The sequence below is a fragment of the Candidatus Aquiluna sp. UB-MaderosW2red genome (genome assembly GCF_900100865.1).
Classification (GTDB): Bacteria; Actinomycetota; Actinomycetes; order Actinomycetales; family Microbacteriaceae; genus Aquiluna.
Genome location: NZ_LT627734.1, coordinates 242,153 through 257,544, shown reverse-complemented (window position 1 = coordinate 257,544; position 15,392 = coordinate 242,153). Strand labels below are relative to the sequence as shown.

17 protein-coding genes and 2 tRNA genes are annotated in these 15,392 nt (G+C 51.1%); 5 read left to right on the top strand and 14 right to left on the bottom strand.

Annotation, left to right across the window (positions count from 1 at the left end):
• Position 1: 1 nt before the first annotated feature.
• The gene (locus tag BLP47_RS01415; RefSeq protein ID WP_249883363.1) at positions 2-994 is read right to left on the bottom strand and encodes an ABC transporter ATP-binding protein; all 993 of its coding nucleotides are present in this window, start codon (positions 992-994) and stop codon (positions 2-4) included.
• A complete protein-coding gene (locus BLP47_RS01410; RefSeq protein ID WP_091849667.1) occupies positions 987-1,616 on the bottom strand; it encodes an ABC transporter permease in 630 nt (209 codons plus the stop codon). Before BLP47_RS01410 ends, BLP47_RS01415 begins: the two co-directional genes overlap by 8 nt.
• 162 nt (positions 1,617-1,778) lie before the next feature.
• Here BLP47_RS01410 and BLP47_RS01405 point away from each other — a divergent pair, with 162 nt between their 5' ends.
• Positions 1,779-2,636, top strand: coding sequence for an IclR family transcriptional regulator (locus tag BLP47_RS01405; RefSeq protein ID WP_091852789.1), 858 nt, complete (start codon positions 1,779-1,781; stop codon positions 2,634-2,636).
• Here BLP47_RS01405 and BLP47_RS01400 read toward each other — a convergent pair.
• Both BLP47_RS01400 and BLP47_RS01395 read right to left on the bottom strand, forming a co-directional pair.
• Complete coding sequence (locus BLP47_RS01400) at positions 2,533-3,531, bottom strand: DMT family transporter (RefSeq protein ID WP_172807163.1); 999 nt, start codon at positions 3,529-3,531, stop codon at positions 2,533-2,535. The two genes, BLP47_RS01405 and BLP47_RS01400, sit on opposite strands and share 104 nt — an antisense overlap.
• Positions 3,532-3,859: 328 nt before the next feature.
• Positions 3,860-4,126, bottom strand: coding sequence for a YdeI/OmpD-associated family protein (locus BLP47_RS01395; RefSeq protein WP_249883361.1), 267 nt, complete (start codon positions 4,124-4,126; stop codon positions 3,860-3,862).
• Between the two features lie 73 nt (positions 4,127-4,199).
• Between BLP47_RS01395 and BLP47_RS01390 the strand changes: the two genes are divergently transcribed.
• Both BLP47_RS01390 and BLP47_RS01385 read left to right on the top strand, forming a co-directional pair.
• Complete coding sequence (locus tag BLP47_RS01390) at positions 4,200-4,892, top strand: nitroreductase (protein ID WP_157671334.1); 693 nt, start codon at positions 4,200-4,202, stop codon at positions 4,890-4,892.
• Between the two features lie 238 nt (positions 4,893-5,130).
• Complete coding sequence (locus BLP47_RS01385) at positions 5,131-5,718, top strand: fasciclin domain-containing protein (protein WP_091849664.1); 588 nt, start codon at positions 5,131-5,133, stop codon at positions 5,716-5,718.
• Between the two features lie 75 nt (positions 5,719-5,793).
• On the opposite strand, the gene BLP47_RS01380 is transcribed toward BLP47_RS01385, so the two are convergent.
• Entirely contained in the window at positions 5,794-6,402 is a 609-nt protein-coding gene (locus BLP47_RS01380; protein ID WP_091849663.1) for a hypothetical protein, read from the bottom strand.
• 236 nt (positions 6,403-6,638) lie between these two features.
• Here BLP47_RS01380 and BLP47_RS01375 point away from each other — a divergent pair, with 236 nt between their 5' ends.
• Positions 6,639-7,079, top strand: a complete 441-nt coding sequence (locus BLP47_RS01375) for a fasciclin domain-containing protein (protein ID WP_091849662.1) — start codon at positions 6,639-6,641, stop codon at positions 7,077-7,079.
• A gap of 136 nt (positions 7,080-7,215) precedes the next feature.
• On the opposite strand, the gene BLP47_RS01370 is transcribed toward BLP47_RS01375, so the two are convergent.
• Positions 7,216-7,422, bottom strand: a complete 207-nt coding sequence (locus tag BLP47_RS01370) for a DUF4287 domain-containing protein (protein WP_091849660.1) — start codon at positions 7,420-7,422, stop codon at positions 7,216-7,218.
• A 69-nt stretch (positions 7,423-7,491) separates the two neighbouring features.
• The gene (locus tag BLP47_RS01365) at positions 7,492-7,857 is read right to left on the bottom strand and encodes a hypothetical protein (RefSeq protein ID WP_091849658.1); all 366 of its coding nucleotides are present in this window, start codon (positions 7,855-7,857) and stop codon (positions 7,492-7,494) included.
• A 100-nt stretch (positions 7,858-7,957) separates the two neighbouring features.
• Here BLP47_RS01365 and BLP47_RS01360 point away from each other — a divergent pair, with 100 nt between their 5' ends.
• A complete protein-coding gene (locus tag BLP47_RS01360) occupies positions 7,958-8,362 on the top strand; it encodes a DoxX family protein (protein WP_091849656.1) in 405 nt (134 codons plus the stop codon).
• A gap of 217 nt (positions 8,363-8,579) precedes the next feature.
• Here the strand turns inward: BLP47_RS01360 and BLP47_RS01355 are convergent.
• From BLP47_RS01355 to recF, 7 genes are all read right to left on the bottom strand, one after another.
• Positions 8,580-8,652, bottom strand: a tRNA-Ala gene (locus BLP47_RS01355).
• A 34-nt stretch (positions 8,653-8,686) separates the two neighbouring features.
• Positions 8,687-8,760: transfer RNA gene (locus BLP47_RS01350), tRNA-Ile, on the bottom strand.
• 52 nt (positions 8,761-8,812) lie between these two features.
• Complete coding sequence (locus tag BLP47_RS01345) at positions 8,813-9,214, bottom strand: DUF3566 domain-containing protein (protein ID WP_157671330.1); 402 nt, start codon at positions 9,212-9,214, stop codon at positions 8,813-8,815.
• The gene (gyrA, locus tag BLP47_RS01340; RefSeq protein ID WP_091852783.1) at positions 9,189-11,702 is read right to left on the bottom strand and encodes a DNA gyrase subunit A; all 2,514 of its coding nucleotides are present in this window, start codon (positions 11,700-11,702) and stop codon (positions 9,189-9,191) included. Before gyrA ends, BLP47_RS01345 begins: the two co-directional genes overlap by 26 nt.
• A 9-nt stretch (positions 11,703-11,711) precedes the next feature.
• Positions 11,712-13,649, bottom strand: coding sequence for a DNA topoisomerase (ATP-hydrolyzing) subunit B (gene gyrB, locus BLP47_RS01335; protein WP_091849652.1), 1,938 nt, complete (start codon positions 13,647-13,649; stop codon positions 11,712-11,714).
• Positions 13,650-13,770: 121 nt separating this feature from the next.
• The gene (locus BLP47_RS01330) at positions 13,771-14,259 is read right to left on the bottom strand and encodes a DUF721 domain-containing protein (RefSeq protein WP_157671325.1); all 489 of its coding nucleotides are present in this window, start codon (positions 14,257-14,259) and stop codon (positions 13,771-13,773) included.
• Positions 14,252-15,391 carry a DNA replication/repair protein RecF gene (recF, locus tag BLP47_RS01325; protein ID WP_091849648.1) on the bottom strand — a complete coding sequence of 380 codons (1,140 nt, stop codon included), beginning with the start codon at positions 15,389-15,391 and terminating at the stop codon, positions 14,252-14,254. Before recF ends, BLP47_RS01330 begins: the two co-directional genes overlap by 8 nt.
• Position 15,392: the final 1 nt, after the last annotated feature.

Below are 15,392 nucleotides of genomic sequence, written 5' to 3'. Positions count from 1 at the left end.
ATTAGCGGCCGATTCCTGAGACGTCCGCACCCAGGGCATTAGAAATTGCCTCCACAGAGATGTTTCCGATAATTTTGCCGCTCGCATCCTTGACTGACACTGCCCTACCACCCGAAAGAACAATCGCATCCAGGGCCGCCCTCAGGTTAGAGTCGGCCAAAACGGAGATCTTCGATTCCGCGCCTCCAGTGCGCATGGCCGAATCCACCGACATCAAGGCGAGGCGCTTTAGCGCCGCACCCTCACCGATAAACGAAGCAACATAATCGGAAGCGGGGTTGGTCAAAATGTTTGCAGGGGTGTCAAACTGCTCGATCTTGCTGCGTTTTGACAAGACCGCGATCCGGTCACCAAGCTTGATTGCCTCTTCAAAGTCGTGGGTCACAAATACTATGGTTTTGCCGATTGACGCCTGAAGTCTGAGAAACTCTTGCTGCAGTTTCTCGCGAGTAATCGGGTCAGTCGCGCCAAATGGTTCATCCATCAACATCACGGGCGGGTCGGCTGCCAAAGCCCTGGCGACTCCGACTCTTTGTTGCTGTCCGCCAGAGAGCTGGCGAGGGTAGCGACCCCCGAATTCCTTAGGATCCAACTCGACCAGTGCCAGCATTTCATCGACACGAGAGTGGGTTTCATCCTTGGTCCAGCCCAAAAGTTTCGGGACGATTGCGACGTTCTCGGCAATAGTTAGGTGCGGGAAAAGACCAATTTGCTGAATGACGTATCCGATGCGGCGTCGCAAAAGATTCTCATCCAAAGAGGCGGTGTCTTCGCCGTCAATTTTGATGACCCCCGAGCTTGGCTGAATGATGCGGTTGATCATCTTCATGGTGGTGGTCTTGCCGCAACCCGAGGGTCCAACCAGCATCACTAACTCACCCGGGTTGACCAGCATGTTGAAGTTCTCAACCGCAGGTTCTGGCTGGTTTGGATAAACCTTTGATACATCAATTAGTTCAATGGATGCTCCACTGGTGGCTTTTTTCTCAGGCACGAATCCCCTTTGAGGTGGTTAGTCTGGATATTGCGGCAAACAAGGCGTCGAACAACAAGGCGATGATCACAATCATTACAGTGCCGGTGAGGGCGAAGTTCAAGGCGTTTTTTGCTCCGAGGCTCGAAAGGCCTTTGAAGATGTATTCGCCAAGTCCGGGGCCGGCCACATAAGCTGCGATTGCTGCGATCCCGATGGCTAGCTGGGTGGCAACTCGAAGCCCGGTGATGATCACAGGCCAAGCCATTGGGAGCTGAATCTTAAAAAGGACCTTGGTCTTGCTCATGCCCATTCCCTTGGCCGACTCCATAACGGCAAGTGGTACTTCACGAAGGCCAACCACGGTGTTTCGAACGATTGGCAAAAGTGAGTAGAGGCTCAAGGCCACAATCGTTGGAAGCCAACCGAGCCCGAATGTTGGAATCATCAGTGCCAAAAGGGCCATCGAGGGGATTGTGAGGATCACGCCGGTTGTGGCGATTGCAAGAGAACGAGCAATCGGTCGTTGCCAAACAAGCAAGCCGGTTGCTACGCCGAAGACAGCCGCGATTGAGAGCGAAACAAGAACGGCAATCACGTGCTCTGCACTGAGTTCGAGGATCTCATCGAACTTGTCAATCATGAAAGGGATCCAAAGCCCTAGGTCGTAATTTCCCACTGGCCCCACCTCCTCATTGATTAGATATAGGGAATCTAGGTAGGAGTTGCAACTGACGCAATTGGAGTTGTTAGTATGTCATCATAATTAGGTAACAATCGCATAAACAAGATGGGTGGGGAACTAATGCCAAGCGCCGTGAGTCAAAGAAGAAACGTCTCTGGGCTAATTCGCGATCTGGAGGTTTTAGAGGTTCTCGGCTCGAGAGAGGCCATCGACTCCGTTGGTTTGGGTGTAAATCGAGTGGCTGAGCTTTCGGCCAGAGATAAGGGTCAAATCTCTAGGACACTTGCGACCTTGGCGGACTCGGGATTCGTGGAGCGCGACCGCGAGTCAGGCAAATACAGCCTGGGTTATCAAATTTATGCTCTGGCGGCTAAAACTAGTGAAGCGAATTTGGTCAAGCAGGCCAGCAAATATTTAAAGCAGGTGGTGGGTCTCACCCATGAAACCGCTCATCTTTGCGTCCTAAGGGGTGGAAACGTACTCACCCTGAAGTCGGAACTGTCTCCCAGTGCTTTTCGTGGTGTGGGTTGGGAGGGCGTCTCCGTTGCGGCTGCCCCAACCTCATCAGGTCGCGCTTTGCTGAGCGACTGGTCGGAGCCCGAAGTGAGAAGATGGTATGCCGATCATGCAGGTGACACCCTGGTGGTCCGATCCGAAAATGCACTGCCCCCGGGAATCGCCGCAATGAATTCAGTGGACAACCCAATTCCGTTAATAAAATCCAAGGTCAGAAACCTCGAAGACCTATTGAAGGAACTAACGGTGGTGAGGCGACAGGGCTATGCGCTAGTGGATGAGGAATTTGAGCCAGGCCTGGTTGGGGCTTCTGCACCAATCAGAGACGCCACCGGTCTGATTGTTGCAGTCATAAACGTCAGTGCTCCAAAGACTCGAATTGGGCCCCACCTTCACCAGGTTGGTGAGATCGTGAAGCAGGTGAGCGCTGCCGCCTCCGCACAACTCGGATACGTTGAGTAATAACCGAGCCCAACGCGATTACCAGGGCTCCCAGTGGCATATTCCAACTGAACGGTTCAGAAAGCACAACCCAACCAATAATTAGAGATACCACCAGGGTTGGGTAAGTTATCGAGCTAGCGATTGCCGATCCGGCGCGTTCTAGGACTTGGAAGTGCCAAATATAAGCAATTCCCGTTCCCAGCCCGAGAATCAAAACTTGCCCAAGAATCAAGGGGCTGCTTGGAGTGGTGAATGCGGGAACCCCCAAAAAGCTGACCTCTATGACAAAAAGCACCGTTAGAACCACGGCAGCCAAAAGCACCTGCACGTGAGCCATAATCATTGGTGAAAATCCAAGCGGAGTAACCTTATTTCTGGCATACGGAATTGCGAATCCATAGCAACTGATGGCCAGGATTAGGGCCAGCACGCCAATCGGCTCGTTTTCGCCAAGGTCGCTAAAACCGACTCCGAGAGCAATCAGCGCGCCTACTAGGCCAGTAAAAAGACCAATAATCTGCCTTGGAATTAGCTTTTCTTGCCGGAAGACAACAGCAATCATCACAAGGGTCATGATTGGCGTTGCCGAGTTGATAATGGCGGCAATAACCGTCGATACGTGGTTTTGAGCAAAAGCAAAGAGTGTTCCGGGAATAACGTTCAAAAGCATTGCGAGCACAAAGAGTCTTCGCACTAGCTGGCTCGGTAATTTCCTCAACCGAGGAAGCTGTCCAAGAATCAACAACAGCACCGCAAGTGCCAAAGATCCGATGATATGCCTCGTGGCAGTTATCCCAATTGGGCTTGTTATAGAAAGGCCAGCCTCGGTGTAGGCGAACGAAGAACCCCACACGAAAGCAAGCAAAAAGTACTGAAGTACCCAACCGTTAGGTGGGTTGATTGTTCTGCGCACGATACAGTGTGCGTCCGCGAATGCTAAAGCACAAGAGGGTTGAAGAAAGATTAATTCGTGTCGCAAAAATACGTAATGAATCCGTGGCCGTGCGTTGGGAACAAAGCTAACATTCGCTCTCAATTTTCGGCAAAAACCGCAATTGAAATTTCCTACGCTAGAGGATTCTTGGGAGGGTCCAAGATAAGAATTTTGTCTTTTTTTCTTTACCGTTCTCTGTCCTCGCAGAGCCGATGTCGCCGGCAAGTAACGAGGTTTTTAATGCAAACCATGCCGTTGATGCATTGATTGAAGTTAGGCCGACCAGCTTATTTACAGAACAGGGTTGTTATTTCCGCGAGGCAGGGTGGTCCGCTCGCATAAAGACTCCCCCCTTTTCTAGTTCGTCTAGCATTTGCTTGAGCCGTTTTTGACGAATTTCATTACGCTCGGCGCGGGTAATCCAATTGAGGTAGTCGTTTCTTTGGTAGCTGGGTCGGTGGTCAAAATCGGCCCGCAACCCACGTTGCTCAAGCTCCAATTTCACATCGGCCGGCATCTCTGGGGCTCTTGCGCGAAGGGCACCTTTTTTATTTCGCATCTCTCGAGAACCCATTGTGGGAGTTTATCTAATTCAAACTCCGGTCAATGGGTAAGAGGGGCTGACCATTCTGGCCTAGCATTCAATGATGACCAGTTATGAACAATTCCATGAGCTTGCTCAGTCCAGGCGCTCAACCAGAGACTTCCTTACAACACCGATAGCCCCAGAGCTTCTTGATAAAGTTCTATCCACTGGCCTAACCGCACCTAGCTGGTCCAACACCAGACCCTTTATGATCGCGATAGCGCAGCACGAGCAGCGCGATCGACTCAGCAAAGCGCTAGTCGACAGATTGCGGGACTCGGCAGAACTTCCAGGCATGGGGGGCAACCCAGATTTCACCCACCAAAACCCCTACCCAGAGGTGCTCTTGCAGAGAAGCCAAAGGGTTGGTAAAGGAATCTACGACACTCTTCAAATTGATCGCACCGACTCGAAAGCCCGCTTTAATTTCCTAGAGCGGAACTACGAGTTTTTTGGAGCACCTACCGCACTGTTCTTTTTCACCCACCGCGGTCTCGACCAATTTGGGACCCTGGATCTTGGTCTATACATGCAGGCCACCATGTTAGCCGCCACCGCAAACGGTCTTGGCACTTGCGCACAGGGCTACCTAGGCAACTACCCTGACATTATTAGAAGCGAGTTCGATGTCAGCGATGACTACGCGCTGGTTTGCGGCATGTCCATTGGCTACCCATCGGAACACCCAATTAATGGCTGGCAGGCTGAGCGCTTGCCTCTGGAAGAGCTGTTGATCAGACCCTCTAATAGCTAGACAGACGCCCCACTAACTCAAAACCCAGCCTTCAAAAACTAAGGGGGCTGGGTTTTTGCATTGCCAAACCCAGAAGCAAAACACTTTTCAGAACTAGGCCGTTCCCTCGGTAACTACTCAGAGGATTGCCAGTGAAGTCCCACTCTTTACACACGGGATAAGCGATTGCCCTTGTTAGTTTTGGGGCCTGATGTGAAATTGTCGCATCGGAAGCACTTCAAGCCGAAAGAAGATCATCATGATAAAAGCGAAGACTATGACAGCCCTTGCAGGAGTCGCCATTGCGGCCCTTGCTCTGACCGGATGTGCCCCAGCGGATGAAGAGACGGCTACCCCAGCGGAGACTTCAACGGTTGATGAGACACCAACCGAGGAAGCCACAATGGAGACTCCAGGCAACATTATTGATGTAGCCGTAGGTGCAGGAACATTCACGACTTTGGCAGCAGCTTTAACAGCCGCTGACCTAGTTACCACCCTGCAGGGCGATGGTCCATTCACCGTTTTTGCTCCAACTGACGAAGCCTTTGCGGCATTGCCAGCTGGACTGTTAGACGCACTGCTTCTTCCAGAAAACATTGGAGTATTGCAGTCAATCCTTACCTACCACGTAGTGTCTGGAACCGTTCTTGCAGCTGATGTCACTACCGGTGATGTCCCAACTGTCGAGGGTTCAAACATCTCAGTTGACACCTCAATGGGTGTTGTCCTAAACGGAACAGCAAATGTCACAGCGACCGACATCATGGCCTCAAACGGTGTCATCCACGTGATTGATGCGGTCATCTTGCCACCAGGGCTTGATGTAACGCCATTGCTTGGCTAATTCGAAAAGCTAGTTCCAATAGAGCCGGAGAGAAATCTCCGGCTCTATTGCTTTAACAAAATTTCAATAAAGTATTTATTCGACAGGCTCCAGGCGATCTACTGCCGTCTTGATAATCTGCTTCTGGTCCTCGGAAAGCGGGCCGTAGCTAATCGATACCACCCCGGATTCACCGGCTTCAACAAATGTGACCTCGTCAAAGTAGCCATCTACCACGCTGTACCTAACGACGCTGACTCCAAACTCACCAAAGTCCTGGGTGGTTTCAAAGACTTCCTCTTCGGCCAAGTATTCAACCGCGATACCAGCCTCAGCCCCCGCCTCTTCAGACAGAGCATAGGTATTGCTTGCCGCACAAACTGCGAACCAGTCGGTTTCATAAATTAACTCGTAGGTGTCTTCGGGCTGAAAATACGCGGCGCTGTAGCCTTCATAGCCTTCGTCTTTGGGAACCAGAACCTGCTCGAAGCCGACCAGCCCGACTTCTATTTCAGAGACCCCAAATTCGAGGGCGCGGCCACAGCTCTCATCAGCGACCGACCTGAAGTCACTGGCCGAGTAGCTCTGGCGCGATTCGGTCGGAGTCTGAGTTGGTGTTTGGCTGGCCCCTGGGGCTACCGGGCTCGAACTGCAACCAGCTAGAAAAATTATTGGGAGTGCAATAAGAAAAATTTGCCTTTTCAAAGCACCTCCCTAAATCACGGTGACCAAGCCACAGCCACAACTCCAATGCTAGGCCCCCAAGGAGGAAGGTAAAACCCTTCATTGCGCGCTACCCATAGGATCCCCAGGCCAAATTATGTGCTTACAGTGAACATCGGCCACGGGGTGGAATGAATACCCAGTACCCCTGTTGTAGTAAAGGTACGTCTCGAGTCTTTCGTTCCGTATTCCACCGAGATCGAATCATTGAGGAAATCATGACAGACAAGAACATAGTAGAAGTAGCAGTAGAGGCCGGATCATTCACCACTTTGGCAGCAGCCCTTGGTGCAGCAGGCCTAGTCGAGACATTGCAGGGCGCAGGTCCATTCACCGTCTTCGCACCAACCGACGATGCATTCGCAGCCCTTCCAGAGGGTCTAGTAGCAGCACTATTGCTACCAGAAAACGTTGACGCCCTAAAGGCGATTCTTACCTACCACGTAGTAGCTGGCCAGGTACATGCAGCAGACGTCACAACCGGTGATGTTCCAACCGTTCAGGGCTCTACATTCGCCGTGGACACTGCAGATGGTGTAGTTATCAATGGCACCGCCAAGGTAACCGCAACCGACATCGCAGCATCAAACGGTGTTATCCACGTAATTGACTCAGTGCTAGTTCCAGCAGGAATTGACCCAGCAGCGTTGCTTGCATAATTCATAAGTAATCTAAAAATTAATGAGCCAGGAAGAAATTCCTGGCTCATTTTTTATGAACTTTGGCAACCTGTTGCCCAGACAAATTGAATAACAAAAGACACAATCTTTTGTTCGAATCCTAAAGTGCTCTCTCTCAAGCCTGTCTTGCCCTGAAATAAGCAACCAGCGCGTTGGCATGACCATGGCCCATACTGTGATCATTCTTTAAAAATGCGACCTGTTGCATGTGAGTGAGGTTGTCTATCAGAGCTAAAAGCGTGAACCAGTGTTCCACTGGGTGCTGGTACTTGGACACAATGGCTGGGAAATAGCTTTGTGGGCCCTTTAGCTGCTCAGACATGCAAAAAGGTTATCCCTTGTTCTTGATTCAGGAAAGTCTTTGCCCAAAAAGATGGCGACCCAAGACGGTTTAGGTAAGTTGTGCCACTCGCTGCGGAGACACCTGCAAAAGCACACCTATGTCCCTCATGCTCAAACCCTCTTCGCGCAATCTTGCAACTACTGAGCGAATTTCTCTGGAGGACTCCTCCTGGAGGCGATTAGCTTCGCGCATCTTGACCTGAGCGCTCTCGAGATCACAAATGATTCCCGGCATCGAGGTTTCGACCTTAACAATCACATCGCAGCGATCTACACCTTGAAACTCGTGAACTAAATCCTTGATTTGCTCAGTCGCAATATCCAGCCGCTTAGTTGAAATTAAGAGGTTATCTAGCTGGGGCACTCGGACCCTCCAGGCCCCACCCTTGCGCTCACACTCAGCTTTAATTTCCATTTAGTAAGAATACCAAGGCAAACGCAGGCTGGCTAGACAATTTTTGCCAAGTGTGCTAGAAATTCTTTGTCTAGTACCACTTTACTTATGGAGAACTCTAATGAACATTGCAATTGGCGTAGTCGCCGCAGTCATATCCGTATTCCTTGCCTTTGGCTTTTTTAAAGCTGGTAAGTTCAAGGCCACCTCGTCCAAAGAAGCTCTTTTGGGAGCCGGCTTTGGTTGGATTGAGAAAATACCCTTTGCAGCGGTAAGACTGATTGCTTGGCTTGAGATCCTTGGTGCGATTGGAATTGTTCTGGCACCAATCGGATACTTCTTAGGATTCGAGTGGGCAATTTGGGTAGCGGTTGCAGCTGCCGCCGGCCTGGCGCTAACTATGGTTGGTGCAATTTGGGTGCACGGCGCCCGCGGCGAGGCCAAGTTCACCCTTAAAATGAACCTTAAGCTTCTAGTGCCCGCCGTTATTGCGGCGGTGCTCTGGGCGATTCTGCCTAACTTTTAGGTCCTACTCCCCGGTAACACACGAAGATTACCGAGTAAATGCCCCTCACGCCAAGGCGCTTGAGGCTGTGACCCAGAACGTTTAATAATATCCCACCGGTTTGCTCGTTTTCAAAGACGGTGAGCCGGTGGGATTTTCAATACCCTTTCAAATTTCTCTGGCTAGAAACCTCAGGAAAAAGGAAAAACCCTCCCTTCCGGGAGGGTTTTTCACTTTGTGGAGACTAGGGGGGTCGAACCCCTGACCCCCTGCTTGCAAAGCAGGTGCTCTACCAACTGAGCTAAGTCCCCAAAGCGAGACTTCCCTTTAGGAAAGTCATCACCGTGGGCCTAGGAGGACTTGAACCTCCGACCTCTTCATTATCAGTGAAGCGCTCTAACCACCTGAGCTATAGGCCCATAGAGCAGTGCAACATTACTAAAGAAAAGCCAACTAAACAAACCAAAGTTGCTAGTTGTTTGTAAAGGTTACCGAAACCCCGCCAATAATCTTCGAAATTAGGTTGAAAAGTGCTGCCCAAATCGCCACCAAGGCTGTGGTGAGCGCGATATTTAAAAGTGCCAAGGTGAGCGCGGTAGACATAACGCTGCCAAAAGAGAACTGTTCCTCGATGTTCAAGGTGCTGCCATCACCCAAGATGCTCCCGAGTAGATCACCGAATGAGGAGAAGATGCCCGAGTTGGCCAGAACTGCCCAGATCAACCAAGCACCAATGATTGTCGCAATACCCAAGGCGATAGACACCAGGAAGCCGGCTTTTACCGCGGACCATATGTCTATGCTGCGGAGTTTTAGCCTGACCTGCTTGGTCTGCTCCTTGGGGCCTTTATTCCGGTTGAACAGTGATGTCAACTGCTTCTCCCTCTCCTTCTGGATCTCCCGAGCCTTCTAGATTACGCTCCGCATTTTTTGCAAGTGACAAAACCGAATCAGAATCTTCGAATCGAGCAAAGACTACTCCCATTGTGTCTCTACCTTTGGCCGGGACCTCACTGGCATTGGTTCTGATTACCTTGCCCGAAGCAAGCACCACCAAAACCTCATCAGTGTCCTCAACAATCAGTGCACCAATTAGATCGCCTCGCTTTTCATCCAGCTTGGCAACTTTAATTCCAATACCGCCACGTTTTTGAACGCGGTATTGATCGGCGGCTGTGCGCTTGGCGTAGCCGCCCTCTGTTACAACAAACACAAAGCCGGCTTCGCCGATCACAGATGCCGACAACAATTGATCCTCCTTGCGAAAAGCCATGCCAATCACACCAGAAGTGTCACGACCCATGGGCCGCATCGAATCATTGCCGGCGCTAAAGCGAATCGACATACCCTTTTTAGAAACCAAGAGCAGGTCGTTTTCCTCGCTCACAAGCATCGCGTTTACTAGCTCATCGCCATCGCGCAGCTTGATAGCGATGATGCCACCAGTTCTCGGGGTGTCATAAAGCTCCAGGGAGGTCTTTTTCACAAGACCCGACTTAGTGGCCAGCACCAGATAAGGCTCGACCTGGTAATCCCTGAGGTCCAAGACCTCAACCACTCGCTCGTCTGGCTGCAAGGCCAGCAGGTTCGCAACGTGCTGACCCTTGGCGTCTCGCCCGGATTCCTGCACTTCGTAGACCTTGGAGCGATAGACCCGACCGGTGTTGGTGAAGAACATCAACCAGTGGTGAGTGGTGGTCACAATAAAGTTCTGAACTACATCATCCGCCCGCAGGTTTGCGCCCTTCACGCCACGACCACCGCGGTGCTGCACGCGGTAGTTGTCGCTTCTGGTGCGCTTGATATAGCCACCGGAAGTCAGGGTAACTACCATCTCCTCCTCAGGAATCAGATCCTCCATAGAAACATCGGAATCAAAGCCCATCATGATCTCGCTGCGACGATCGTCACCATAACGAGACACAATCTCGGCCAATTCCTCGGAGACAATCTCGCGCTGCACATCGGCATCGCCGATGATGCGCAGGAACTCAAGTATTTGTCTCTCAAGCTCGGCTGCCTCATCGATAATCTTTTGACGCTCTAGGGCTGCGAGTTGGCGCAGCTGCATGTTCAAGATTGCACGAGCTTGCAGCTCGTCAATCTTTAGCATTGCGATTAGTCCCTCACGAGCCTCCTCAACGGTGGCGCTCTTTCGAATCAGGGCAATTACGTCGTCTAGGTTGTCCAGGGCCTTGAGGTAGCCGCGCAAAATGTGGGCACGCTCTTCCGCCTTGCGCAATCGATACTGGGTGCGGCGAACAATTACTTCAATTTGGTGGGTAACCCAGTGGGTAATAAAACCATCGATTGAAAGTGTCCTTGGGATGCCGTCAACCAGCGCCAACATGTTGGCACCGAAGTTGTCTTGCAACTGGGTGAACTTATAGAGATTATTCAGAACAACCCGTGCGACCGCGTCGCGCTTTAGAACAATGACCAAGCGTTGGCCGGTTCGACCGGAGGTTTCGTCGCGAATATCCGCGATGCCGGTGAGCTTGCCCTCTTTGACTAGCTCGGCAATCTTCAGAGCCAAGTTGTCAGGGTTCACCTGATAAGGCAATTCAGTTACCACCAAGCAGGTGCGGTTGTGGATTTCTTCCACACTTACCACTGCGCGCATGGTGATTGAGCCTCGGCCAGTGCGATACGCATCTTCAATGCCTCGGCGACCAAGAATCTGGGCGCCGGTTGGGAAATCGGGGCCCTTTACGATCTTGATTAGCTCTTCAATTAGCTCTTCGCCAACAATTTCTGGGTTTTTGAGCACGAACTGAGCGGCGGCAGAGACCTCTCGCAGGTTGTGGGGCGGGATGTTTGTCGCCATTCCCACGGCGATACCGATAGATCCGTTGACTAAAAGATTTGGAAACCTCGAGGGCAAAATTGTTGGTTCCTGGGTGCGGCCATCGTAATTGTCCTGGAAATCAACGGTTTCCTCGTCAATGTCCCGCACCATCTCCATCGCCAATGGTGCCATCTTGCACTCGGTGTATCTAGGTGCTGCAGCCGGGTCGTTTCCCGGGGAACCAAAGTTTCCCTGACCAGACACCAATGGGTAGCGAAGGTTCCAATCTTGAACTAGGCGCACCAGGGTGTCATAGATTGCGGTATCACCATGCGGGTGGTACTGCCCCATAACATCGCCAACTACGCGCGAGCACTTGGAGAACTGCTTGTCCGGCCGGTAGCCACCGTCGTACATTGCATACAAAACCCTGCGGTGCACAGGCTTTAGCCCATCTCGAACATCAGGTAGGGCGCGTCCGACGATAACGCTCATTGCGTAGTCGAGGTAGCTCCGCTGCATTTCAACTTGAATATCGACTTGCTCGATCTTGTCCATCTGGTTTTCAGTCATCATCTACTCCTAGATATCCAAGAAGCGAACGTCTTTGGCGTTTCGCTGTATGAAGTTCCGACGAGACTCCACGTCTTCACCCATCAGGGTCGAGAAGATCTCGTCTGCCAGAGCGGCATCGTCAAGGGTTATTTGTAAAAGAGTTCGAGTAGCAGGATTCATGGTGGTCTCCCACAACTCGTCATAATCCATTTCGCCAAGACCCTTATAGCGTTGGATTGCGTTCTCTTTCGGGATGCGCTTGCCGGCGGCCTGGCCTTCGGCCAGTTTCGCCTCTCGCTCAGCATCTGTAAAGACGTATTCGTGTTCGGCGTTGGACCACTTGATTTTGAAAAGTGGCGGCTGTGCCATGTAGACGTAGCCGTGTTCGATCATCGGCCTCATGTACCTAAATAGCAATGTCAACAAGAGAGTACGAATGTGCTGACCGTCAACATCGGCATCTGCCATCAAAATGCACTTGTGGTATCTGATTTTGGAGACATCGTAGTCTTCACCGATGCCGGTTCCAAAGGCTGTAATTAGAGCCTGGACCTCGTTGTTGGCAAGCGCCCTATCGAGTCTCGCCTTTTCGACGTTCAGGATCTTGCCTCGAAGCGGCAAGATTGCTTGGGTTTCAGGATCGCGGCCACGAACGGCAGAGCCGCCGGCCGAATCACCCTCCACAATGTAAATCTCCGAGACAGCCGGATCTCTAGAAGAGCAGTCTCTTAGCTTTCCTGGCATTCCGCCGGATTCCAATAATCCTTTGCGCCTAGTGGCTTCGCGAGCTTTACGAGCCGCCATGCGGGCGCTGGCAGCTTGGATTGCTTTGCGAATAATTTCTTTGGCCTGGATTGGATTTCTCCCCAACCAGTCCCCAAGCTGGTCATTAACCACCTTCTGGACAAAGGCCTTGGCCTCAGTGTTGCCGAGTTTGGTTTTTGTCTGACCCTCAAACTGAGGCTCCGTGAGCTTTACCGAAATGACGGCAGTCAGGCCTTCGCGAACATCGTCACCGGTTAGGTTCTCGTCTTTTTCTTTAAGTATTGACTTTTCGCGCGCATATTTATTCAAAAGAGAGGTCATCGCTGCGCGAAAGCCCTCTTCGTGGGTTCCACCCTCGTGGGTGTTAATTGTGTTCGCGTAGGTATGAACTCCCTCGTTGTATCCGGTGGTCCACTGCATTGCGATCTCCACCGACATGTTCTTCTCGGCGTTTTCAGTTTCGATAGAGATGATTTCATCGTGCACCAGCTCTACCTTTTTGGCCGCATTTAAGTATTCGACGTAGTCGATTAGGCCTTTTTCATACATGTAGCTGTCGTTCTCGCCAGATCGCTCGTCTTTTAGGTTGATGCGAAGACCCTTATTCAAAAAGCACATCTGCTGAAAGCGCTGCCTAAGAGTTTCGTATTCAAAAACAACTGTTTCAAAGATGTCGGTGCTCGGGGTGAACTCGATCGTGGTTCCGGTTCGGTCGGTTTTTTCGCCTTTTTCAAGCGGAGCATCTGGCACGCCAATTGAGTAGCTTTGGCGCCAGACAAAACCTTCGCGGTGGATTTCCACCTCTAATTTAGAAGAAAGTGCGTTTACGACCGAAGCTCCAACACCGTGCAGGCCACCTGAGACCGCATATCCGCCGCCGCCAAATTTACCTCCAGCGTGCAAAACGGTGAGAACCACTTCAACGGCGGGTCTTTTTTCTACAGGGTGCATTCCAACGGGAATACCGCGACCATTATCGGTGACTCGGATGTGCCCGGCTGCGGTGATGAGGATGTCGATGTTGTCGCAGTAGCCAGCCAGGGCCTCGTCTACAGAGTTATCTACAATTTCGTAGACCAGGTGGTGAAGGCCCCTGGGTCCAGTGGACCCGATGTACATACCGGGCCTTTTTCGAACTGCTTCAAGCCCTTCAAGAACTTGAATATCCCCGGCGTCATAAGATTTTTTTTCTTCAGTCATATTCAGTTACTTTCTGATTCGGTTAGTTCCACGTAAATGCAGCCCTAGGACCGACTTAGATTCGGGTTTACTAACCTTCTTATCCTACCTTAGAAGCCCGAAAACTAACTGTGTGTGGTCTTTAGCCATATGTGTCGCGTGGACCGCGTCCTGGAACCGAGCGTGGGCCTTTTTTCCAGCTCGGCGCAGTGGGCCCGATAAAGCGAATATCAGTTATCTGAAGCTTGGGATGAAGATCAACCAATTTTTCGAATATCTTGGGCTGTAAAAGTCTTAGCTGTGTTGCCCAGGCAGTTGATCGACAACGCACGGTGAGCACCCCGTTGATAAGTTCTTCGGGTTCGGATGCTCCCGCTGAGTCTTTACCAACTACATTCACCCAGTTTGCAAAAAGGGCTGCCTGGTCAAGTCGGGAATTCCAGTGGAACTGATCCACCAGCTCATCCAAAGACTCAGCAGCCAGGACAAAGTCCCGGCCTTTATCAAAGGGCTGGGATCCACGGCTACTGTTCTTCTCTCGTCTTTTGGCATCGCGGGATTTAAAACCCACCGAGCCTTTTAGATATGAGCTAAAAAACCGATCGGCAAATTCAAAGTTCAACCTAGGCAACGATTTCACCCCCGAGTACCCTGTGTATCGCACTCCACTTTAGATCGGGTGCAACCGATAAATCCGCCGAGGTAATTAGGACCTGTTCGTTTTTGGCCACGAACTTGGTAAGCCTCTCGCGCCTACCGGCATCCAAGACCGAATAAACATCATCGAGAATCAAAACTGGGTCACCTTGCTGAGAGTCAAGACGAATCAGTTCGGCCTGCGCGAGCTTCAGGCCCAGCGCCAGAGACCACGCCTCGCCCTGTGAGGCGTGAGATCTAGCCGTCAGCCCCCCGAGATCAATCCTCATCTCGTCTCTGTGGGGACCCACAAGAGTAAGTCCTCTTTCGAGTTCTAGGCCTCTGAGTTTAAGAAGTTGATCGTAGAACAAGTCCCGGATCTCTTGAAGGGTTAATTGGCTTAGGTCTATTAAGTTGTCCTCGGGGTCTTGACCAAGGATGCTCGATTGAACACCAAGAGTCACCAGGTCGTTTTTAGCAGATAGTTCTTGGTAAAAAGAATTCAGTAACGGTGCCAGACTTGCAACCAGCTGGATTCTTGAAAATATTAAATCTGCCCCAAACCCAACCAGTTGGTCATCCCAAATATCTAAAGTGCTTAGGTCTGGGTTCTTTGTGTTCCTGGCCGATTTTAGAAGAGCGTTTCTTTGCTTTAGAACCCTTTCAAAATCAGATTTGACACCAGCCAGCCTTGGCTTTAGTTGGGTCATAGCGTTGTCCATAAAGGATCTGCGGTCTTGGGGGTCGCGTCGAACGATATCCAGATCTTCTGGCGCAAAGACAACCGTCTTTAGGGTTCCAATGATTTCAGATGTGCGTTTCTTATGGTTTCCATTTACAAAATAGCGATTAGAGCCGGTTCTATTTAGTTCGGCAGCAATTAGAAGAGCGCGTTTTTCATGGTGCAATCTCAAGGAGAACTGGCTGGTCTCTTTATTGTTTGATATAAGGGATTGATAACCAGAAACCCGGTGTGAGGAAAGTGAAGAAAGAAATCCAACTGCTTCGATCAGATTGGTTTTTCCCTCGCCGTTCTCCCCGTGGAAAAGCGTTATTCCCGGGGACAGGACTAGGTCAAGATGCTCGTAGTTTCGGAAGTTCTCGAGGGTTATGGAGCTAATCCACAAG